Source organism: Aeromonas sp. QDB14, from assembly GCF_027707845.1.
In the GTDB taxonomy this organism is placed as follows: Bacteria; Pseudomonadota; Gammaproteobacteria; order Enterobacterales; family Aeromonadaceae; genus Aeromonas; species Aeromonas caviae.
Genome location: NZ_JAPCJD010000056.1, coordinates 1 through 18,922 on the forward strand (window position 1 = coordinate 1; position 18,922 = coordinate 18,922).

The following is an 18,922-nucleotide window of genomic DNA, read 5'->3' on the forward strand; positions in this document are numbered from 1 at the left end:
TAGGGCGCCCGATCAGGCTTCGAGAAGGAAACTGGGGCTCGATAAGCCCCCATTGTGCATCAGTCAGCTGATAACGGCGGGACACGGAATGGATCTTAAGCTGTTGAGAAGATGTGAGATTATATCTTCATCACTTTAAGAACACAGCCTAGCCTCTTGTTCAGGCACGGCCCAGCCTGGCATCGAATAAGATGCCGAGGTTTGATATGGCGTGGGATTAACGATTCAAAGGAACGGCTGATGACAACGTCGCTGACCACAGTGCTGGGCGAATTGCTGGCAATGGCCTCTGTCGCCCACCACTCTGATACCCTGCCGCCGAAACAGCGTCACCAGCGTCAGCCAGCGAGACCCATCCAACCCCAACCGTACCAAGATGGGCGCAAGACGAACCGGTATATGACCTCGCTTATCGGTTCTGATGGCTCGCCCTGTCCAGTCCACCAACATTAGATAGTCAGCGAAGGCATAGGGCAGGTCATCCGGGTTGCCCTTGTTAGCAAATGGCAGCAATAGCGGAGATAAAACGTCGGTGGTGAGGGGCTCAGCTAAGCGCTGCTTGATGCTGGTGTAGTCGCTCTGCTCGGGCCGGTCGGCAATCGCCGCCCGTATCGGATTGAGGTCAACGTAGGCCATGCAGGCCAGCAGAGCTGATTCGGTAAGCAAGGCCTGGCTCTTGAAACGCCCTTCCCAGAAGTGGCCCTTGCAGCCATCCTCCCGATTGGCCTGGCGCGCCAGGGTTTCATTGAGCAGCCGTACAAACCAGCTGATGGAATGCAACCTCTCCCGCCACTGCCCTATCAGTTGCTGCACCACAGCAAGTTCGGGCTCAATCAGGGATTCCCCCTGATACCAACGCCTCACCAACAACGGCCACTGGAACAGTGCCGCCCAACGCTCGGCCACCTCCCGCTCATTCCAACTGGCGGCGGTATCCGGCTCCACCTTGAGCACCAGGTGGTAGTGATTGTTCATCACCGCGTAGGCACAGACGCCGATGGCGAACAGCCTCGATAACTGACTCAGCTTGTCGACCACCCACTGACGCCGATGCTCGTAGCTCTGGCCGGAATGGGCATCCTCACCACACAGGAAGGCCCGCCGTACACAGCGACTGACCACGTGATAGTAAGGCGTATCCTGCAGACTGATTTGACGTGAACGGGCAATGGTCATGGCAACCTCCTGCGATTCCCCTTTCAGTCAAGAACAGAGCCAAAGCGCTGTCAAAAAGGTGGGTGTCCCAATTTGGAAAACTTATAGGATTACATCCAGCAATGTCGTCCCATAGGAGTTATCTATGGTGCAACGCCACTGCCCATCGGCCTCCTTGCGAAACACATAGGTGGCGCGCCGGGTTTCATCGATCCACCCCTCGCCGCCCGGGTAGCGCAGCCGGGTCTCCATGATCACCAGGGCATTGTCGGCCCCCTCGATCACCTCCATGGCCCCCTGGGTCACCTCAAGCTGACCGTCAAAGTAATCGGAGATGGCAGTGAAGGCGCGGCGGATGGCGGGAATGCCGCGCACCACCATGCCGGGTTTGACCACCAGGGCGGCGTCTTCGGCGTAGAAGGCCATCAGGGCGTCGAAGTCGCGCCGGGAGATGGCGGCGTCACAGGTCTCGATCAGGGTGCGAAGGGGATGCGGGCTCATACCGTGCTCCTTGTTTCAGGGGTATAGGGCGGGCTACCCGCCCTATACCGGACATCAATACCGGACATAAAAAAATCCCCCGCTTTCGCGAAAAAGCGGGGGATCGTCAGCGTCTCATGACGGCTTAACCGAGCAGGAAGGCCTTGAGGCGGCCAAAGTCAGCGGGCAGATCGTGAGACAGGAGCGGCAGCGCGGCATGCTTGGCGAGCGGGCCCGGCAGCGGTACATCCAGATTCAGGATCTCGTCCACCGACTCCTTGAACTTGGCCGGATGGGCGGTGCAGAGGAACACACCGACCTCGTCTTGCCCAAGCTGCTCGTTCAGCAGATCCCAGGCAATCGCCCCGTGGGGCTCGCACAGGTAATCCAGCTGATGCAGGCGTTTGAGCGCATCGCGAGTCTGGGCATCATCACGCATCCCTGAGCCCAAGGTTTCCAGCGCCCAGCCCTTGCGACGGCACAGCTCTTCCACCCGCGGCCAGTTGTTGGGGCGGCTCACGTCCATGGCGTTCGACAGGGTCGCGACCGTCTGGTGCGGCTCCCACTGGCCGGTTTTCAGGTAGCGCGGCACGGTGTCGTTGGCGTTGGTGGCGGCGATAAAGCGCTTCACCGGCAGCCCCAGCGCCTTGGCGATGAGACCCGCAGTGAGGTTGCCGAAGTTGCCGGACGGCACGCTGATGACCGCCTTGGCGCGATCGGCTTTCGGCAACTGGGCCACGGCTTCGAAGTAGTAGCAAACCTGGGCCAGCAGGCGGCTGATGTTGATGGAGTTGGCGGAGTTGAGGCCGATGGCGGTCTTGAGCCCTTCATCGTCGAAGGCATCCTTGACCAGCGCCTGACAGGCATCGAAGTCACCGTCGATGGCGAGGGTACGGATGTTGCCGCCGAGGGTGCAGAAAAGCGCCTCCTGCAAGGGGCTTATCTTGCCCTTGGGGTAGAGGATCACCACTTCAATCCCCTCCAGGCCGTAGAAGGCGTGGGCCACGGCGGCGCCGGTGTCGCCGGAGGTAGCGGTGAGTATGGTGATCTTGTCATTGGTTCTGAACGCAGCCAGACACTGGGCCATGAAGCGGCCGCCGAAATCCTTGAATGCCAGGGTCGGGCCGTGGAACAGCTCCAGGGCATAGGTACCATCTTTGAGCTTCACCAGGGGCGCCGGGAAGGTGAAAGCGGCGTCGATAAGCTCGCTCACCTTGGCAGCCGGTACTTCGTCACCCAGCAGGTGGCTCAGGATGCGGGCCGAGCGCTCGGCCAGCGGCAGATCCAGCAGGGCATCCACGTCGGCCAGCGGCTCCAGGGTCTCTGGGAAGAAGAGCCCCTGCTCGCGGCCCAGACCCTGACGCACCGCCTGGGCGAAGCTCACCTGTTCACTCTTGTCCTTGATGTTGTAAAGATTCATAGCTCGCTTCCTGTTACCCGTGCCCCGGCCATGTCCAGTTTGCAGACCCGGGCAAATCCATCTTCATTGCGCACGAAGTGCGCTTCCATCCACTCTTTCATGCGTTCGGCCTGGGCCAGATCCTTCATCACCACGAACACGGTGGGACCGGACCCCGAGATGCCGGTGGCCAGCGCCCCGTTCTGGGCCCCCTGGGCCCGCACCTCGTTGAAACCTTCAATCAGGGCCGCGCGATAAGGCTCGGCGATCACATCTTTCAGGACGCTGGCGGCCAGCCCTTCCTGGCGGCTGTAGCTGGCATGCACGAAGGCGGCCAGCCGGCGGCCATAGGTGAGGCAGTCCTGGCGGCGATACTGGGCCGGCAGGATGGCGCGGGCGGCAGCGGTGGAGACCACGGTGCCCGGGTAGCAGACCACCCAGTACCACTCGTCAAACACCGGGATGCCCTGGCTGATGACGCCCCCCTCCTCCAGCACCAGCTGCATGCCGCCCAGATAACAGGGCGCCACGTTGTCGTAATGGACGGAGCCGGAGATCTTCCCTTCCATCTCCCCCATCAACAGCAGCAGGTCGTGTTCATTCAGGGGCGCGCCGTGGAAGGCGTTGAGCCCTTCCAGCGCCGCCACCACGCTGCAGGCACTCGATCCCAGGCCCGAGCCCACCGGCAGGTTCTTCTCCAGCACCATTTCCAGCGGCTTGAGACCCAGGCCGCGCTTCTCCAGCGCCTCGCCATAGGCGACCCAGCAGTCGTGGAGGATGTTCTTTTTCGGGTCGTCCGGCAACTTGTGGGCGTAACGGCCCACGGAAGAGAGAGCGAAAGGCACCTCTGCCGATTTGACCTGGACGCGGTCCCCCAGCAGGGAGCCATCCACGGGGGCGAGCGCCGCCCCCAGGACGTCAAAGCCCACGCTCAGGTTGGCGCTGGAGGCCGGGGCATAGGCCACCACGCTGCCGCCGATTTCTACATTCGGGTTCATCTCTGAACTCATGTTACAGCTCCTGCTTCCAGTTCTGGGTGCGCAGCACGTCGGCGAAGACACCGGCGGCGGTCACTTCGGTCCCTGCGCCATAGCCGCGCAGTACCAGGGGGATGGGCTGGTAATAGGTGGAGAAGAAGGCGAGCGCGTTCTCCCCGTCTTTTACCTTGAACAGGGGCTCGTCGCCACCCACCGCCTTGATGGCCACCTTGCACTTGCCACCCTCGATGGAGCCGACGTAACGCAGCACCTTGCCTTCACGCTGGGCCGCCGCGAACTGGTCGCGGAACCAGCCGTCGGCCTCGGGCAGGCGGGCCATGAAGGCCTCCACGTCGCCGCTCACGTCAAAGCCCGGCGGCAGTGCCTGCTCCACCTCCACATCGGAGAGCTCCAGCGCCATGCCGGCCTCGCGGGCCAGAATGAGCAGCTTGCGAGCCACGTCCATGCCGTTGAGATCGTCACGGGGATCCGGCTCGGTGAAGCCGTTGCCGCGGGCGATCTGGGTAGCCTCAGAGAAGGCCATCCCCTCGTCCAGCTTGCCGAAGATGAAGGAGAGCGACCCGGACAGGATGCCGTCGAAGGCGCGCAGCTTGTCACCGGCCTTGATGAGGTTTTGCAGGTTCTCGATGACCGGCAGGCCAGCGCCCACGTTGGTCTCGTACAGGAACTTGCGGCGGGTCTGGCGGGCGGTGCGGCGCAGCGCCTTGTAGTAATCCAGCGACCCGGTGTTGGCCTTCTTGTTCGGGGTGACCACGTGGAAGCCGGCCCCGAGGAAATCGGCGTACTGGACGGCCACGGCTTCGCTCGAGGTGCAGTCGACGATCACCGGGTTGATGAGGTGGCTCTCTTCCACCAGCTTCTTCACCGCCTCCAGGCTGAAACTGCCTTGTGCTTCCACCAGCTGTTCACGCCAGTTGGCGAGGGCCAGACCATCCTTGTTGACCGCCATCTGGCGGCTGTTGGCGATACCCACTACTCGCAGGCCAGTGCCCTGCTCGGCCAGTACCGGCTGCTGGCGGGCAATCTGATCCACCAGGGCTGCACCGACGCCGCCCACCCCGACCACGAAGAGATCGATGAACTGCTGGCTGCCAAAGAAGTTCTGGTGGCACGCCTTGATGGCTTCCGCCACCTTGCCGGAGCGCACGACCGCGGAGATGGAGCGCTCGCTCGACCCTTGTGCGATGGCGACGATGTTGATGGAGGCCTGGGCCAGGGAGGTGAAGAAGCGCGCCGCCATCCCCTTGGAGGTGCGCATGCCATCGCCGATGAGGGAGATGATGGCCAGATCGGTCATGATCTCGAGCGGGTCCAGCAACTGGTTCTTGAACTCCAGCTCGAACTCGCGCTCCAGCACCTTGCGGGTCTTGTCGCTGTCGTAGCTGTGGATACAGAAGCTGACGCTGTACTCGGAGGACGACTGGGTGATCAGCACGATGCTGACCCCGGCGCGGGAGACGGCGGAGAAGATGCGACCGGCCATGCCCACCATGCCCTTCATGCCGGGACCGGAGACGTTGAACATGCACATGCCGGAGAGATCCGAGATGGCCTTCACCTTCAGATCGTCATCCCCCTGATCGACCCCGATGAGGGTACCCGGACCCTGAGGGTTGAAGCTGTTCTTGATGAGGCAGGGGATGTGGAACTGGGCCACGGGGGCGATGGTCTTCGGGTGCAGCACCTTGGCACCGAAGTAGGAGAGTTCCATCGCCTCTTTATAGGAGAGGGTTTTGAGCAGGTAGGCGTCCGGGACCAGGCGCGGGTCGCAGTTGTAGCAGCCCTCCACGTCGGTCCAGATCTCGCAGCACTCGGCATCGACGCAGGCGGCCAAGACGGCGGCGGAATAGTCGGAGCCGTTGCGGCCCAGCAGCACGGTCTCGCCCTTGTCGCTGCCACCGGTGAAGCCCGGCATCAGGTAGAGACAGTCAGAGCGCAGGCCCTTGGCGGCGAAGCGCACCCGGGAGGCTTCGATGTCCACATGGGCTTCGAGGTAGCCGCCATCGGTGACCAGCAACTGCTCGGGCACGATGAGATCCAGCTCGAGGCCGCGCACCCGCAAGAGCTCGTGCATGAAGGCGATGGAGAGGTTCTCGCCACGGCTCAAGATGCGGGCCTGGACGTTGTCCGGGCACAGCCCCAGCAGACGGATACCCTGCATCAGCCGCTCGACCTGATCCAGCTCGGCGGTGAGACGGGCCTGCAGCGCCTTGTCATCCAGCGCGGGATAGGCGGCCTTCAAGCCGGCCAGCAGGCGGGAGAAGATACCGTTGATCTCGAACAGGGTACTGCTTGCATCCATACCGCGACTGGTCTGTTCCACCAGGGCGACCAAGTGATTGGTCACCTTGGCCGGTGCCGACAGCACCAGGGCCACCTGGGATTGGCCGTGGGTATTCACCGCGATATCGGCAACCCGCAAGAAACGCTCTGCGTCGGCCAGTGACGACCCGCCAAATTTCAACACTCTCATCGCTATCTCCCTGTATTCCCTGCAAATTGATCTGCTAATTGGTCTAAAAACAATCCAACAAAAAAGGCCCGTACTGGGTGGGTACGGGCCTTTTTCTGATTTCTGTGCTTGTTCGTCAGCGCATCAACCGGCCCCAGTGCCACCTGTGGTGGTACCGGTAATAATGGTGGTGGTGATGATGTTGGTGAATAGCTGCATGACGAACACTCTTGAACGAATCTGGTTGTTAGCAATACCTCGCCCGGCGAGGGGCTGTCAACCTAAACCTCCTTGCCAAACTTGCGGGCAAGGTCTTTGCAGAGCAGATGGAGCATATTGAGATCCCGCTGCGGCAGCATGGGCACTCGGTCCATCACCCATTGATGCAGTTTTTCATCCTGCGAAACTCCGAGTTCACCAAGCAATTCTGCTGTTTTTGATTTCAGCACGCGAACCTGCCCGGCACTCTCGAAATTTTCTGCTACGTCCTGCTCATAGCTCACTTTCTGGTCATCTAGCAGCGGACTCAGCTCATAGGCATACAGCATGATCGCCTGACCCAGGTTCAGGGACGGGTATGAGACCTTGAGAGGCAGGTAGCTGATGAGATCCACCTGGGCGAGCTGTTCGTTGGAGAGTCCGGACTCCTCGCAGCCAAACACGATGGCCACCTTCTCGAGGGAGGGCTTGGCCCGGACCTGGTCGCGAATGTCCGCCGGGGTGAGGTAGTGCTGGTAGCGGCCGCGCTGCCGGGCGGTGGTGGCGACCACCAGATCCATGTCCGCCAGGGCCTCTTCCAGGGTGTCGAAGGCTTGCGCGTCCGTCAGGATCTCCTGCGCCCCGTGGGCAACCCAGCTCGCCTCCTCCTCTTCGTGCACCCGGCTCCCCACCAGTCGCATGGCGTCGAAGCCCATGGTCTTCATGGCGCGAGCAGCAGCCCCCACGTTGGCGGCACGGGCGGGCGACACCAGCACAAAATAGAGTTTCATCGGGTTCTCTCCAGGATGAGGCCGACGCCGCGAACTGCGGCGAACCGTCGGCAAAACAGGGGCGCAATCTACCGTTTATCCCGAAATATTGCCACTTGAACAGATGTTTGGATGTTGCCATAGTGGCCTTGGACGCGAGTCCGCCGCCTCAGGGCACTGACGCCATGGGCCCGACAGTTCACAAGGAAGAGAGAGATGCAGCAGCCATTGGAGCAGGCGGTCGCCGAGACGATCCTGCAACGTTTTGAGTCGTTTTACAGCCGCTTTCTCGAGATAACCCAGGGCAGCAAGAGCCGTTTCGAGAACAGCGACTGGCTGGGGGTGCAGCTCGCCGGTCGAGAGCGCATCCGCCTCTATGATCACCATGTCGGCGCCACCACGGCGCAGATCAAACAGATGATGGGGGAGCAGCTGCCGACCCAGGCCCTGCTCAAGCAGGTGAAAGGCGCCTTCAGCGATCTCCTGCCCCGCTGCGAGAACTTCGAGGTGGCGGAGTCCTTCTTCAATTCCGTCTATCGCCGCATCTTCCGCCATCGCAACATCCGCGACGAGAACCTTTATATCCACCCCTTCGTGAGCCGGGGCGACAAGCCTGACCTGGGATCCTTGCTGCGTATCTATCGCACCGATCTCTCCCACCTGCCCCAGACCCTGAGCCAGCTGCTCGGGGATTACAGCTTCACCCTCCCTTTCGAAGACAAGCAGCGGGACATCATGGACATCCACCGCCATCTGGCAGAGAGCGGCCCGGCCATCCTGCACGAGGAGCCCTTCGCCATCGAGCTGCTCAGGGAGGTGTTCTATCGCAACAAGGGAGCCTATCTGGTGGGGCTCATCCGGGTGAAGGGAGAAGTCTATCCCTTCATCCTGCCCCTGCTCAGCACCGGTCAGAGCATCTATGTGGACACCGTCATCTTCGAGCCGGAGCTGGCCTCCATCGTGTTCGGCTTCGCCCGCGCCTACTTCATGGTCTATGCCCCGGTACCGGCGCTCTTTGTGGCCTTCCTTCGCCAGATCATGCCCCGCAAGCCGGACTATGAAATCTACAACGCCATCGGCTGCCAGAAACACGGCAAGACCGAGCTCTATCGTCACTACCAGCAGCACCTGGCCCAGAGCCGGGAGCAGTTCGTCATCGCGCCCGGCATCAAGGGGATGGTGATGAGCGTGTTCACCCTCCCCTCCTACGATGTGGTGTTCAAGGTGATAAAAGACGAGTTCACCCCGCCCAAGGAGGTGAGCCACGAGCAGGTGAAGGAGAAATACCGGCTGGTAAAACAGCACGATAGAGTGGGCCGCATGGCAGATACCCAGGAGTTCACCAACTTCGAGTTTCCCCTCGATCGCATCTCGCCGGAGCTGTTGGCCGAGCTCAAGGCGGTGGCGCCTTCTGCGCTTACCCTCACCGCCGACAAGCTGGTGATCAAACACCTCTACACCGAGCGCAAGATGATCCCCCTGAACCTCTATCTGGATCAGGCGGACGAACAGCAGACCCGCCTCGCCCTGGAGGAGTACGGCAACGCCATCCGCCAGCTCGCGGCGGCCAACATCTTCCCCGGCGACATGCTGTTCAAGAACTTCGGGGTGACTCGCCACGGCCGGGTGGTCTTCTATGACTACGACGAGATCTGCTACATGACGGAGTGCAACTTCCGCCAGATCCCGCCGCCGCGCTACCCGGAGGACGAGTGGAGCGCCGAACCCTGGTATTCGGTGGCACCCAACGACATCTTCCCGGAGGAGTTCGCCACCTTCCTGCTGCAAAAACCCCAGGTACGGGAGATCATGATGCAGTTGCACAAGGAGCTCTTCGACGCCAACTACTGGAAGATGCTGCAGAGCAACATCAAGGAGGGGATGTTCGAGGATGTCTATCCCTACCGGCGCAAGAAGCGGTTTCGCTTCCAGCGAGGGGGATGACCCGACATCAGGCACAAAAAGGGACGCCATGGCGTCCCTTTTCACATTCTTCTGCACGCTAGCGCAGGGGCCGCCTGCGACAGCCTTTGACGAGATTCCGGCTTATTTCACGGCGTCAAAGGTCAGCAAGGTGGCCTTGTCGGCATCCTTGAGTACCAGCTGTTTGCCGCTGATCTGGAAGCTCGCCACCTTCTCCAGGGTCTGCAGGTAGTTCATCTCCTTGCCGGCCAGATCCCCCGCACACATCATGCGCGTCGAACCCATGGCGCCCAGCGTCAACACGCCGTCACCCTGCTCTGTGATGCCGCCAAAGTAGCGGTTGCAGCCGCCCTTGCCCGCCACCTTGTCACCGGCGACCTGCAGGGTGAAGGTATCACCGCTCGCCCCTTGCAGTTGCCAGGTCGATGCCTGCAATTGTGCCAGCGTGGAACCCGTAGTCATGGCGCAGCCTCCCAGGGCCAGAGCGGCCAGCAGGATCAGTTTGTTGTTCATCAGTTCACCTCGTGATGGAGCGTGTCGTAACGACACGGAGTGAGGGGCCTGTGTACCATGGCTGCGGCGTCAATCAAAACTCTTTTATTGTGATCGGGGTTCCCTTTACTCCCCGCTGGCATGTGCCATGCTTGTAGTCCTATTCGGACCCAGGGAGGGGAAACGAATGGTCAAGTCTCTCGTCATCGCAATGGCATCCAGCCTCGTCTTTTCGGCTCAGGCCGCCGACTGGAGTTTTCTCCAGACCGAATCGGACAACCCGCTCTACGTCAAAAGCTATTCAGGCGTACTGCTCGGCAACCAGAGCCATCTTGGCGACAACTTCGACCTCTGGCTCATCAATACCGGCTACCAATACCCGCTTCAGGATGACATCAGCCTCTACATGGAGGCCGGCCCCGCCATCGGCCCCCAAAGTGGGCAGGCCGGGTTCAATATCAGCTCTGGGGTGCGCTATCGCCTCTCCCCGTCACTCAACATCGGCAGCCAGCTCAAGCAGCTGGAGGTGAGCAAGGCCAGCACTCTGGTTGAGCTCAACAGCAGCCTGCTGGTGACACCCTCCCTGGCCATCACAGCCAATTACGGACTCAGTGCCTTCAGCACGGAACACTTTCTCACTCTGGGCGTGGGCTTCAACTTCTGAGGTTCAGAGGAGCCTGGCGCCGCTCACCAGCACACCGTTGAGGTCGGCGTAGACATAGTCGCCGGGCGCTATGGTCACACCGGCAAAAGAGACCACGGCATCCAGCGTGCCCAGGCCCCGTTTCTCTGTCTTGACCGGGCAGGGGGCCAGGGCCTTGACCCCCAGCGCCAGGGTCGCCAGTGTCCCCACATCCCGCACGGCCCCGTTGATGAGGATCCCCTCCCACCCCTGCTCCACCGCCTTGATGGCCAGCTGATCCCCGAGCAGCGCCCGACGCAGGGAGCCGCCCCCGTCGATCACCATCACCTTGCCATGGCCGGGACGATTGACCAGATCACGCACCAGGCTGTTGTCTTCAAAGCAGGAGAGGGTCACGGCCTCGCCGTAAAACAGCGCCTTGCCGCCATAGTCCTGAAACAGGGGGTCAGCGATCCTAAGGGCATCGCCATGTTCATCGCAAAGGTCGGGCAGCAGGTCCAGCATGATCATCATCCTTCCATGGAGTGAAATGTGTCCGCTCATTCTTTCATCATGTCGAGGCGCTGACAATCCACCGGCCGGGTGCCCTGTCCGGATGGCGGGGGGGCCATGTCAGCCCTAAGGCCTGAACCGCCAGCGGGACGCAAGCGCCCCCAGATGACAGGGCGGCCCTTCCAGCAACACGGGCACCAGCCAGAGCTCTCCTTCACGCACCCAATAGAGGGCATTCTGGCCAAATCGGGCGGCCAGCCGGATCGCTTCTGGCAGCGAAAGCGGCAACAACAACGACGCCTCCTGCCAGCGCTCATCCTCATCGCTCCCCCAGACCTCTCCCATGACGGGACAGTCGCCCACTTGCCGGACAAGGGCTCGCTGGCGACGGGCATTGCGGCGCAGCCCCACCCACCAGCTGGCCGGGTTCCAGGCCGTGACAATGGCATAGGCTGGGCAGCTGGGAGGCGCAAAGGGGGCGATGAAGCACACTTTTCTGTAGTTTTCCCACAAAGTCATGTCAACCACATGTTACATCCCATTACATTTATTAAGGGCGAAAAAGCGGGTCAGCCCAAGTATGATGCAGCGAACTCGGGGATTGACTTATATCAAAGCTAAGTTAAAAAGTTGCTATCTGACGGCAAAGAGTGTTGTTATGCGCCTGTTAACTGATAAAATGCAGCAACTTTTGTAATGGACTACCTCTCCGGGCTTCTCTTGTTCAGACTTGTTGAGAGCCCATGTACGGCACAGGGATGCTTGCCGACATAGTTACCAAATTCGCGATGATTCGACCTGATATTCATACCCAGGATGACGTAATAAATTTTCAGGACCGGTCGGATAACGCCAAAGAGTGTTAAAATTTCGATAATTAACTGATAAGAATCTGGGAATACTCATGCAAACACCACATATTCTGATCGTCGAAGACGAGCTGGTCACCCGCAACACCCTCAAGAGCATCTTCGAAGCCGAAGGCTACATCGTGCTCGAAGCCAACAACGGTGACGAGATGCACCAGGCCCTGACCAGCCACACCATCAACCTGGTGATCATGGACATCAACCTGCCGGGCAAGAACGGCCTGCTGCTGGCGCGCGAGTTGCGTGAAGATGACAACATCGCCCTGATGTTCCTGACCGGTCGCGACAACGAAGTGGACAAGATCCTGGGGCTGGAAATTGGCGCAGATGACTACATCACCAAGCCGTTCAACCCCCGTGAACTGACCATCCGTGCCCGCAACCTGCTGAGCCGCACCATGAACGTGGCCGCCGGTGGCGAAGAGAAGAAGCTGGTGGAACGTTATCTGTTCAATGGCTGGGCCCTAGACATCAACAGCCGCGCCCTGGTCAGCCCGGCAGGGGACATGTTCAAGCTGCCCCGCTCCGAGTTCCGCGCCATGCTGCATTTCTGCGAGAACCCCGGCCAGATCCAGACCCGTGCCGAGCTGCTCAAGAAGATGACGGGCCGCGAACTCAAGCCCCACGACCGCACCGTGGACGTGACCATCCGCCGTATTCGCAAGCACTTCGAGAGCGTGGGCGATACCCCGGAGATCATCGCCACCATCCATGGCGAAGGCTATCGCTTCTGCGGCGAGCTGGAGCAGGAGTAATCCTTCCCACTCCCGAGTTGAAAAGGCGCCCTGTGGCGCCTTTTCCATGTCTGCGCCTTTCAGCTTGGCCGCTCTGGCACTCTCGCCGGCATCAAAAAACAGACAACAAAAAGCCCACTCGCAGGAGTGGGCTTTTTGTGTGAAGACTGGAGCGGGCAGCGGGAATCGAACCCGCATCATCAGCTTGGAAGGCTGAGGTAATAGCCATTATACGATGCCCGCTAGGCATCAAAACTTGCTCGGTGTGATGGGGAATCCCCACGACAGACAGCCATCTGGCTGATATGGACAACGGCGCGTGCCGCCATCTGGAATGTGGAGCGGGTGATGGGAATCGAACCCACGTATGCAGCTTGGGAAGCTACCGTTCTACCATTGAACTACACCCGCGTCAGTGGCCTCTACTATATGCATTTTGCCGCCGAGCGCAATCACCGACCTCGCATTTTTTGCCATAAATCAAGCTGTTCGGCCAACTAATGAGCATGAAGCCGATTTTTCACACAATGATGTTCCTCCGCCCGGTTCTGCAAGGTTGCCAAGCCGTGGGGGCGACGATAGTCTTGCGCCACTCGTTTGAGGAGGGTGGTAATGGACAAGAACAGACAGAAACATCTCTATGGCTGGTTGCGCAAACAATCGGGCCATGGTCGGCGCTGGATCGGCATCTCCATCGCCTTCGGGCTGGGTCAGGGCGTCCTGATGGTGATGCAGGCCTGGTTGCTGGCGACCCTGCTGCACGGTTTCATCATCGAAGGCTCCACGCCGGAGCACTCCGCCCCCCTCTTCATCAGTCTGTTGCTGGTGACCCTGACCAAGGCGGCCCTGGCCTATGGCCGCGAGGTGGCGAGTTTCAAGGCGGGCAGTGCGGTGCGCCAGGCCATCCGCGAGCTGGTGCTCACCCGCCTCGCCAGGCTCGGCCCTGCCTATATCCAGCGTCGCCCCGCCGGTAGCTGGGCCAGCCTGCTGCTCGAGCAGATCGAAGAGATGCAGGACTTCTTCTCCCGTTATCTGCCCCAGATGGCCATCGCCGTCTTTATTCCCCTGGTGATCCTGGTCTCCGTGTTCCCGGTCAACTGGGCGGCGGGCCTCATTCTGCTCGGCACGGCCCCCCTCATTCCCCTCTTCATGATCCTGGTAGGGGTGGGCGCCGCCGATGCCAACCGCCGCAACTTCCAGTCGCTGGCACGCCTCTCAGGTCACTTCCTCGATCGCCTGAAGGGGCTGCGCACCCTGCAGCTTTTCATGCGCACCCGGGCGGAAGGGGAGGCAATCCGCGATGCATCGGAAGATTTTCGCGAGCGCACCATGGAGGTGCTGCGCCTCGCCTTCCTGAGCACGGCCGTGCTGGAGTTCTTCGCCGCCATCGCGGTGGCCCTGGTGGCCGTCTACTTCGGTTTCTCCTACATCGATCACCTCAACTTTGGCAGCTATGGCGTCAAGGTCACCCTCTTTACCGGCCTGTTCGTGCTCTTCCTCGCCCCCGAGTTCTACGCGCCGCTGCGGGAACTCGGTGCCCACTATCACGCCAAGGCACAGGCCATTGGCGCCGCCGAACAACTGCTGGAATTTCTCGAGGCCGACGTGAGCGAACCCGCCTCCGGGACACTCCCCTTCCATGCGGATGACCCCGTCAAGGTAGAAGCCCGCAGCCTGGAAGTGCTGAGCGCCGAGGGCAAGGTGCTGGTCGGTCCCCTCGATTTCACGCTGGAAGCCGGCACGCGCACCGCCCTGGTCGGCATCAGCGGCGCGGGCAAGAGCTCCCTGGTCAATGCCCTGCTCGGTTTTGCACCCTATCGCGGTTCCCTGTGCGTCAACGGAGTGGAGCTTCGTACCCTGGACATCAGCCAGTGGCGCCAGCAGCTTGGCTGGCTCTCCCAGAATCCCCAACTCTTCCACAGCTCCCTGCGGGACAACCTGCTGCTGGCCAGACCATCCGCCAGCGACGCCGAGCTGGAATCCGCGCTCAAGCGCGCCCAGGCCTGGGAGTTCGTCAATGAGAAAGGGCTGGACTATCGGGTCGGGGATCAGGCGGGCGGCCTCTCCGTCGGCCAGGCCCAGCGCATCGCCCTTGCCCGTACCCTGCTCAAGACGACCCAGATGATGGTGCTGGATGAACCCACTGCCAGCCTGGATCGCCATTCTGAGCGGGCCGTCATGAGCACCCTCGAACAGGCCGCACAAGGTCAGACCCTGCTGATGATCACCCACCGCCTCGATCAGCTCAGCCAGATGGACAACATCCTGGTGCTGGCGCACGGCAAGCTGGTGGAGCAGGGACGTTTTGCCGCACTCGGCGAGGCCCAGGGCCCCTTCGCCCGCCTCCTGTCGCAATCCCAAGGTTTCGGAGACTCTCTCGATGACTGATCTATTGCCGTTCCTGCGCCTTTATCGCCAGCACTGGCTCAGCCTCTCCATCGGCCTGCTGCTGGCCCTGGTCACCCTGGTGGCCGGCATGGGCCTGCTCTCCCTCTCCGGCTGGTTCCTCTCCGCCGCCGCCGTCGCCGGGCTGGCGGTCGCCACCCGAGACACCTTCAACTACATGACCCCTGCGGGGGGCGTGCGTTTCTTCTCCATCGTGCGCACCGCCAGTCGCTGGGGCGAGCGGGTCGTGAGCCACGACGCCACCTTCCGGGTGCTGACCCGGCTGCGGGTCTGGTTCTGGCAAAAGCTCTCCCCTCTCTCCCCCGGCTCCCTTGCCGGTTTTCGCCAGGCTGACCTGCTCAACCGTCTGGTGGCCGACATCGACGCCATGGATCACGTCTATCTGCGCCTCATCACCCCCATTGGGGCGGCGCTGCTGAGCTGCGCCGGGCTGGTCTTCTTCCTCTCCTTCTTCGATGGTCGCCTGGCGCTGACGCTGGGAGCCATTCTGCTCTTTGGCATGCTGGCCTTGCCCCTGGTCTTCTATTTTGCCGGGCGCGCGCCGGGCCGCCAGCTCATCGCCGAGAAGTCCAACCTGCGTACCCGCATGGTGGACTATCTGGACGGCCAGGCCGAACTGCAGATGTTCGCCGCCGCTCCCGAGGCGCTCACCGGATTGCAGCAGGCGGAGCAGGCCCTGATCCGGGCCCAGGCCCGCATGGCCCGCGTCAGCGGCCTGGCCGCCTTCTCGGTGCAGTTGCTGAGCGGCTGGACTCTGACCCTGATGCTCTGGCTGGCCGGTCACGGCGTCGGTGGCAATGCCCCTGACCCCATCACGGCACTCATGGTGTTCGCTACCCTGGCGAGCTTCGAGGCGCTGCTGCCGCTGGCCGGTGCCTTCCAGCACCTCTCCACCAGCCTCACCTCCGCCCGCCGTCTCAACGAGATCCTGCAAGAGGCCAAGGCGCCGGAGTGGGGCGCACAGCAAGCCCCCGCTGCCCAGGGTGCCGTGCAGATAAGCGACCTGCATTTCACCTATCCAGGCCAGGATGCTCCCGTGCTGCAAGGGTGCACCCTGCAACTGCATGCCGGGGAGAAGCTGGCGCTGCTGGGGCAGACCGGCTGTGGCAAGTCCACCCTGATGGGGTTGCTGACCCGGGAATGGACGGCCCTATCGGGGGAGATCCTGCTCGATGGCAAGCCCCTCACCGATTACAGCGAAGAGGCGCTGCGCGCCTCCTGCTCCGTGGTGAGCCAGCGGGTCCACCTGTTTGCCGATACCCTGCGTGGCAACCTCACCCTGGCCGCCCCCGGAGCCAGCGACGAACGGCTCATCGAGGTGCTCACGCAGGTGGGGCTCGGGACTCTGCTGCGCGATGAGGGTGAGCAGGCCGAACAGGGACTGGATGCCTGGCTCGGGGACGGCGGGCGTCCGCTCTCCGGCGGGGAGCGCCGCCGCATCGGCATCGCCCGCGCCCTGCTCCACGATGCACCGCTCTGGCTGCTGGACGAGCCCACCGAAGGGCTCGACACCCAGACCGAACGGGAGATCATGGATCTGCTGCTGACCCTGGGGGCGGATCGCACCCTGCTGCTCATCTCCCACCGCCTGCTGGGGCTGGAACGGATGGACAGGGTAGCCCTGATGGAAGAGGGTCGCATCCGTCTGTGTGCCCCCCACCAGGAGCTGCTGGAAGATGATCACTACCGCAGCCTGCACCGGCGGCTGGCCCCCGCCTGATCCGGGATCGTCTCGCTACAATCCATTGATATGGCTAAAAATGGGGCTGGTCGCCATCGGCGACTGCCCCCTATAATGGCCCACTCGCCACCCAACAAGATGCCGATATGAAACGCCTGATCCTGATGATGCCCCTGATTGCCTCCGGTTGCGCCGACTTCGCCTTCAACAGCAATCTGGACAAGGAAAACTTCGACGAGTACTTCAAGCCGGGGAGCGTGCGGATCTACGAGCAGAGCGAGCTCGCCGACCTCAACTACCTCTATCTCGGCACTGTCGAGGGGGAATCCTGCCAGAGCGATGCCAATCAGGCGGTGCCCAATGCCGGTGAAGCCCGCACCCTGGCCCGCCGCCGCGTGGCGGACATGGGGGGCAACGGCGTCAGCTTCGACAAGTGTGCCGAGTTCAGCGACGTGCCCGGCTGCCTGAAACAGGTGATCTGCTACGGTCAGGCGCTGAAAGTGGCCGAAGAGAAGTAAGTCCTGCCATGGCGATCGCCATCGTGCGACTCGGCAGCCCCCGCCTCGAGGATGAGGGGCTTCGCATCGGTACCGTGCGTCGCCCCCCTCGCGGCGTGCCCAAAGCGGCGTTCGCCAGCCAGGATTGGTACGACGTCTGGTTCCCCAATCTGGCCCCCAGCGCCGAGACCATGAAACTCGGTCAGACTGCCGACACCCCGGCCCGGTGGACCGCCTTCTGCAAGCAGTACAAGGCCGAGATGGCCGCCCCGGCCGCGAAGCACGATCTGGCCCTGCTGGCCGCCCTCTCCCACACTACCCATTTCTCGGTGGGGTGCTACTGCGAACAGGAGTCCCGCTGCCATCGCAGTGTGCTGAGGACCCTGCTGGCCGACGCGGGGGCATTGCTGCGCTGAGCCCCGTCATGGATGAACACCCCACATGAGAAGAGGGCACCCTGGGGTGCCCTCTTCTTTATGATGTCGGCTAATGCGCATTCGATGACAAGGAAACCTCCACTCGTCGTCGCAAGGCCTGTTCCTCGTCATGGGTCATGCCCGGCAGCGGCCCCCGGGGGTTGCTGGCAAGCCATCCCACCAGATCGTCAACCGTCTCCTCCAGGGGGCGAAAGTTCAGCCCATGAACGATGGCGGCCTCGGCGCTGATGGTGCCATACCCAGCATACTCGGGCAGCTCGTTTGGCAGCAGCGTGGGATAGCTTTGCCAGGGCGCCACCCCTGCCGCCATCAGGTCACGCCAGGGAGCCCACTCGAGCTGCAAGGGGGTCGCTGGCGTCAGCCGGGCAGCGAGGCGCTCCACCCAGTCGTTCAGTGCGATGCCGGGCTTGATCAGGTTGAAGCACCCAGCGAGTCGCTGCTCGGCAGCCCGCAGCACGAACTCGGCGCAGTCGCGCACATCCAGGTATTGCAGCCTGTCCTCCCCCAGCCCCGGCAAGAGCCAGGGCCCGCCCCGCTGCACCCGCCTCACCCACCAGGCAAGACGAGCGGTCGGGTCAAAGGGGCCGCAGAGCACGCCGGGGCGCAGGGTGCACAGGCGATCTCCCCAGCGGGCGCGATACACCGACTCGCACAGCACCTTGAGGGGGCCGTAGTCGGTGGGCGCTCCTGCTATCTCGTGCAAGGGGGCCGACTCATCCATGCCGGGTTGGGAAAAATCGTGATAGACACTGATGGTGGAAATGAAGATGAGCCGATCACAGCGCCCCAGCAGAGCGTCAGAGAGTCCTTCGGCCTGTTCGGGGCGATAGCAGCAGGTGTCGATGACCAGATCCCAGTGCAGCCCTTCGCCCCGCAAGGGGGCCAGGTCCCCGTCTCTGTCCCCGTGAAGCTGGGTCAGCTCCCGCCAATCCGGGTGCTGGCGGTGGCCGCGATTGAACAGCGTCACCTCGTGCCCCCAATCCAGGGCCAGCGTGGTCAGGTGGCGACCCAGAAAGCCGGTGCCGCCGATAATCAACAATTTCATCCCTGTCTCTCCTCTATGGAGCCCTCTCCTTGCAGCCCCTCCACGGGCAGCCGAAACGGCCATGGCCTGGCATGGTGAGCACACGTCCCAGGCACGCCCTGATGCCGCCAGGCATATCGTCATGGTGCGGGCAGCAGGCTCCTTGCCCGCTCCCCCGCCACCCCTTTTGCCGCCCCACCCTACGCAAGTTGGCACCAGGACACAGCCCCCGGGCACCGGGTCTGGGATCGGGATCACAGGGGCCGCGTCCT

At 62.2% G+C, this 18,922-nt stretch carries 17 protein-coding genes, 2 tRNA genes and 1 other annotated feature; of the genes, 7 read left to right on the plus strand and 12 right to left on the minus strand.

Annotated features, from left to right (window positions below):
- Positions 1-225: 225 nt before the first annotated feature.
- The 6 genes from PG887_RS16165 to PG887_RS16190 all read right to left on the minus strand — a co-directional run bounded on the left by PG887_RS16165 (position 226) and on the right by PG887_RS16190 (position 7,473).
- On the minus strand, positions 226-1,176 hold the full coding sequence (locus PG887_RS16165) for a transposase (protein WP_270822274.1): 951 nt from the start codon (positions 1,174-1,176) through the stop codon (positions 226-228).
- 81 nt (positions 1,177-1,257) lie between these two features.
- Positions 1,258-1,656, minus strand: coding sequence for a YybH family protein (locus PG887_RS16170; RefSeq protein ID WP_270822275.1), 399 nt, complete (start codon positions 1,654-1,656; stop codon positions 1,258-1,260).
- A gap of 124 nt (positions 1,657-1,780) precedes the next feature.
- The gene (gene thrC / locus PG887_RS16175; protein WP_049636630.1) at positions 1,781-3,055 is read right to left on the minus strand and encodes a threonine synthase; all 1,275 of its coding nucleotides are present in this window, start codon (positions 3,053-3,055) and stop codon (positions 1,781-1,783) included.
- The gene (gene thrB / locus PG887_RS16180) at positions 3,052-4,032 is read right to left on the minus strand and encodes a homoserine kinase (protein ID WP_010673589.1); all 981 of its coding nucleotides are present in this window, start codon (positions 4,030-4,032) and stop codon (positions 3,052-3,054) included. Before thrB ends, thrC begins: the two co-directional genes overlap by 4 nt.
- 13 nt (positions 4,033-4,045) lie before the next feature.
- Positions 4,046-6,505 carry a bifunctional aspartate kinase/homoserine dehydrogenase I gene (gene thrA / locus PG887_RS16185; RefSeq protein ID WP_104454504.1) on the minus strand — a complete coding sequence of 820 codons (2,460 nt, stop codon included), beginning with the start codon at positions 6,503-6,505 and terminating at the stop codon, positions 4,046-4,048.
- Positions 6,506-6,562: 57 nt separating this feature from the next.
- Positions 6,563-6,696 (minus strand) — a sequence feature (Thr leader region).
- Positions 6,697-6,765: 69 nt separating this feature from the next.
- Entirely contained in the window at positions 6,766-7,473 is a 708-nt protein-coding gene (locus PG887_RS16190) for a tRNA/rRNA methyltransferase (RefSeq protein ID WP_270822278.1), read from the minus strand.
- Positions 7,474-7,668: 195 nt separating this feature from the next.
- Between PG887_RS16190 and aceK the strand changes: the two genes are divergently transcribed.
- Positions 7,669-9,396, plus strand: coding sequence for a bifunctional isocitrate dehydrogenase kinase/phosphatase (gene aceK / locus PG887_RS16195; protein ID WP_104454506.1), 1,728 nt, complete (start codon positions 7,669-7,671; stop codon positions 9,394-9,396).
- A 102-nt stretch (positions 9,397-9,498) separates the two neighbouring features.
- Here the strand turns inward: aceK and PG887_RS16200 are convergent, their stop codons facing one another.
- On the minus strand, positions 9,499-9,888 hold the full coding sequence (locus PG887_RS16200; protein WP_039039356.1) for an META domain-containing protein: 390 nt from the start codon (positions 9,886-9,888) through the stop codon (positions 9,499-9,501).
- A gap of 166 nt (positions 9,889-10,054) precedes the next feature.
- Here PG887_RS16200 and PG887_RS16205 point away from each other — a divergent pair, with 166 nt between their 5' ends.
- The gene (locus tag PG887_RS16205) at positions 10,055-10,531 is read left to right on the plus strand and encodes a hypothetical protein (protein ID WP_039039355.1); all 477 of its coding nucleotides are present in this window, start codon (positions 10,055-10,057) and stop codon (positions 10,529-10,531) included.
- 3 nt (positions 10,532-10,534) lie between these two features.
- Here the strand turns inward: PG887_RS16205 and PG887_RS16210 are convergent, their stop codons facing one another.
- Positions 10,535-11,014: a putative 4-hydroxy-4-methyl-2-oxoglutarate aldolase gene (locus PG887_RS16210; protein WP_102949235.1), complete on the minus strand. Its 480-nt coding sequence runs from the start codon at positions 11,012-11,014 to the stop codon at positions 10,535-10,537.
- 114 nt (positions 11,015-11,128) lie between these two features.
- Positions 11,129-11,521 carry a DUF3293 domain-containing protein gene (locus PG887_RS16215; RefSeq protein ID WP_270822280.1) on the minus strand — a complete coding sequence of 131 codons (393 nt, stop codon included), beginning with the start codon at positions 11,519-11,521 and terminating at the stop codon, positions 11,129-11,131.
- Between the two features lie 385 nt (positions 11,522-11,906).
- On the opposite strand from PG887_RS16215, the gene arcA reads away from it, so the two are divergent.
- On the plus strand, positions 11,907-12,626 hold the full coding sequence (arcA, locus tag PG887_RS16220; protein WP_010673581.1) for a two-component system response regulator ArcA: 720 nt from the start codon (positions 11,907-11,909) through the stop codon (positions 12,624-12,626).
- Between the two features lie 147 nt (positions 12,627-12,773).
- Here arcA and PG887_RS16225 read toward each other — a convergent pair.
- Both PG887_RS16225 and PG887_RS16230 read right to left on the minus strand, forming a co-directional pair.
- Positions 12,774-12,848: transfer RNA gene (locus PG887_RS16225), tRNA-Gly, on the minus strand.
- A 94-nt stretch (positions 12,849-12,942) separates the two neighbouring features.
- Positions 12,943-13,016, minus strand: a tRNA-Gly gene (locus PG887_RS16230).
- A gap of 201 nt (positions 13,017-13,217) precedes the next feature.
- Between PG887_RS16230 and cydD the strand changes: the two genes are divergently transcribed.
- From cydD to PG887_RS16250, 4 genes are all read left to right on the plus strand, one after another.
- A complete protein-coding gene (cydD, locus tag PG887_RS16235) occupies positions 13,218-14,993 on the plus strand; it encodes a heme ABC transporter permease/ATP-binding protein CydD (protein WP_270822281.1) in 1,776 nt (591 codons plus the stop codon).
- Positions 14,986-16,731 carry a heme ABC transporter ATP-binding protein/permease CydC gene (cydC, locus tag PG887_RS16240; RefSeq protein ID WP_113977876.1) on the plus strand — a complete coding sequence of 582 codons (1,746 nt, stop codon included), beginning with the start codon at positions 14,986-14,988 and terminating at the stop codon, positions 16,729-16,731. Before cydD ends, cydC begins: the two co-directional genes overlap by 8 nt.
- Positions 16,732-16,838: 107 nt before the next feature.
- Positions 16,839-17,210, plus strand: a complete 372-nt coding sequence (gene rcsF, locus PG887_RS16245) for an Rcs stress response system protein RcsF (RefSeq protein ID WP_010673578.1) — start codon at positions 16,839-16,841, stop codon at positions 17,208-17,210.
- A gap of 8 nt (positions 17,211-17,218) precedes the next feature.
- On the plus strand, positions 17,219-17,605 hold the full coding sequence (locus PG887_RS16250) for a DUF488 domain-containing protein (protein WP_039039351.1): 387 nt from the start codon (positions 17,219-17,221) through the stop codon (positions 17,603-17,605).
- Positions 17,606-17,675: 70 nt separating this feature from the next.
- Here the strand turns inward: PG887_RS16250 and PG887_RS16255 are convergent, their stop codons facing one another.
- Positions 17,676-18,671, minus strand: a complete 996-nt coding sequence (locus PG887_RS16255; RefSeq protein ID WP_270822283.1) for an NAD-dependent epimerase/dehydratase family protein — start codon at positions 18,669-18,671, stop codon at positions 17,676-17,678.
- Positions 18,672-18,922 lie beyond the last annotated feature (251 nt).

Bases quoted from the DNA above. Each gene is read 5' to 3' on its own strand.
- PG887_RS16165 (WP_270822274.1), bottom strand. From the start codon at position 1,176: ATGACCATTGCCCGTTCACGTCAAATCAGTCTGCAGGATACGCCTTAC.
- PG887_RS16170 (WP_270822275.1), bottom strand. From the start codon at position 1,656: ATGAGCCCGCATCCCCTTCGCACCCTGATCGAGACCTGTGACGCCGCC.
- thrC (WP_049636630.1), bottom strand. From the start codon at position 3,055: ATGAATCTTTACAACATCAAGGACAAGAGTGAACAGGTGAGCTTCGCC.
- thrB (WP_010673589.1), bottom strand. From the start codon at position 4,032: ATGAACCCGAATGTAGAAATCGGCGGCAGCGTGGTGGCCTATGCCCCG.
- thrA (WP_104454504.1), bottom strand. From the start codon at position 6,505: ATGAGAGTGTTGAAATTTGGCGGGTCGTCACTGGCCGACGCAGAGCGT.
- PG887_RS16190 (WP_270822278.1), bottom strand. From the start codon at position 7,473: ATGAAACTCTATTTTGTGCTGGTGTCGCCCGCCCGTGCCGCCAACGTG.
- aceK (WP_104454506.1), top strand. From the start codon at position 7,669: ATGCAGCAGCCATTGGAGCAGGCGGTCGCCGAGACGATCCTGCAACGT.
- PG887_RS16200 (WP_039039356.1), bottom strand. From the start codon at position 9,888: ATGAACAACAAACTGATCCTGCTGGCCGCTCTGGCCCTGGGAGGCTGC.
- PG887_RS16205 (WP_039039355.1), top strand. From the start codon at position 10,055: ATGGTCAAGTCTCTCGTCATCGCAATGGCATCCAGCCTCGTCTTTTCG.
- PG887_RS16210 (WP_102949235.1), bottom strand. From the start codon at position 11,014: ATGCTGGACCTGCTGCCCGACCTTTGCGATGAACATGGCGATGCCCTT.
- PG887_RS16215 (WP_270822280.1), bottom strand. From the start codon at position 11,521: ATGACTTTGTGGGAAAACTACAGAAAAGTGTGCTTCATCGCCCCCTTT.
- arcA (WP_010673581.1), top strand. From the start codon at position 11,907: ATGCAAACACCACATATTCTGATCGTCGAAGACGAGCTGGTCACCCGC.
- cydD (WP_270822281.1), top strand. From the start codon at position 13,218: ATGGACAAGAACAGACAGAAACATCTCTATGGCTGGTTGCGCAAACAA.
- cydC (WP_113977876.1), top strand. From the start codon at position 14,986: ATGACTGATCTATTGCCGTTCCTGCGCCTTTATCGCCAGCACTGGCTC.
- rcsF (WP_010673578.1), top strand. From the start codon at position 16,839: ATGAAACGCCTGATCCTGATGATGCCCCTGATTGCCTCCGGTTGCGCC.
- PG887_RS16250 (WP_039039351.1), top strand. From the start codon at position 17,219: ATGGCGATCGCCATCGTGCGACTCGGCAGCCCCCGCCTCGAGGATGAG.
- PG887_RS16255 (WP_270822283.1), bottom strand. From the start codon at position 18,671: ATGAAATTGTTGATTATCGGCGGCACCGGCTTTCTGGGTCGCCACCTG.